The sequence below is a fragment of the Corynebacterium sp. HMSC08C04 genome (assembly GCF_001807495.1).
Taxonomy (GTDB): domain Bacteria; phylum Actinomycetota; class Actinomycetes; order Mycobacteriales; family Mycobacteriaceae; genus Corynebacterium; species Corynebacterium simulans.
Genome location: NZ_KV789201.1, coordinates 172,260 through 173,104 on the forward strand (window position 1 = coordinate 172,260; position 845 = coordinate 173,104).

The window sequence follows — 845 nt, forward strand, 5'->3', positions numbered from 1 at the left end:
GCGCCGGGGGAAGCGCGTTGCGGACACCCAAAACCATACCGCCTTCACGTGCGCCCGCAACCGGAGTGTCCCTCGGCAAGTTGATAGCTTTAAAATTCGGAATGAGTATATATGCATATGTGTATATCGGCATATGCATATAAAGCGATTTCTGATCGGTCCCCTGCTTAACGGTTTCCATACGTATAGCATCATATACACACATACGCATGTCACTACCCGAGTAAATCCTCCCTGAATCTATTCTTATTGTATGACTCGAGTAATTTCCGTAATTCAGTCGAAGGGTGGGACGGGGAAGACCACACTTTCAGTAATGCTCGCAGAGGCAATTCGGAAGATGGGCTATACGGTCGCCGTCGCAGACGGCGACCCCCAGCAATCTGCCACCCGATGGGCAAGCAAAGTGAAGGATTTTCCATTTCCTATCGAATCTGTCCGCAGCTCAAGTGATTTCTCTGGAGTTGCCAGGAGGGGGAACAATCCGGACTTTCTTATAGTCGACACCCCTCCAGGTGGTTTAGCTTTCATAACCGAAAGCGCCGAGGCTGCCGATTTAGTCCTTCTCCCCACTGGTGTTTCCCCGATGGATATTGACCGAACGCAGGTAACGCTTTCTTGGCTAATAGAAATGGGGATACCAACAGCAGTTGTTCTGTCGAATGTCGACAGAAGGGAAAAACTTCTAGATAAAGTCCATGCCGAGCTGGAGGGTGACGAGACTGCAGCGCTTGCTGAAACAGTCATCCCAACTAGAGCAGCTACGCGTCGCGTTTTTGGAACAAAGCCCAAAACTACGAAGGTTTGGGATTGGACCTGACCCCTGTTTGGTAGACACCTGATAT

Annotated in this window: 2 protein-coding genes; one reads left to right on the forward strand and one right to left on the reverse strand. The window is 50.1% G+C overall.

Features of this window, described 5'->3' with window-relative positions; genetic code table 11:
* On the reverse strand, positions 1 to 181 hold a 181-nt coding region (locus HMPREF3169_RS13235), incomplete at its 3' end, for a hypothetical protein (RefSeq protein ID WP_210387444.1).
* Positions 182 to 253: 72 nt separating this feature from the next.
* Between HMPREF3169_RS13235 and HMPREF3169_RS03145 the strand changes: the two genes are divergently transcribed.
* Complete coding sequence (locus HMPREF3169_RS03145; RefSeq protein WP_070455649.1) at positions 254 to 820, forward strand: ParA family protein; 567 nt, start codon at positions 254 to 256, stop codon at positions 818 to 820.
* Positions 821 to 845 lie beyond the last annotated feature (25 nt).

What these genes read in the sequence shown, in the direction of transcription:
- HMPREF3169_RS03145 (WP_070455649.1), top strand. Translation starts at nt 254, where the DNA reads ATGACTCGAGTAATTTCCGTAATTCAGTCGAAGGGTGGGACGGGGAAG.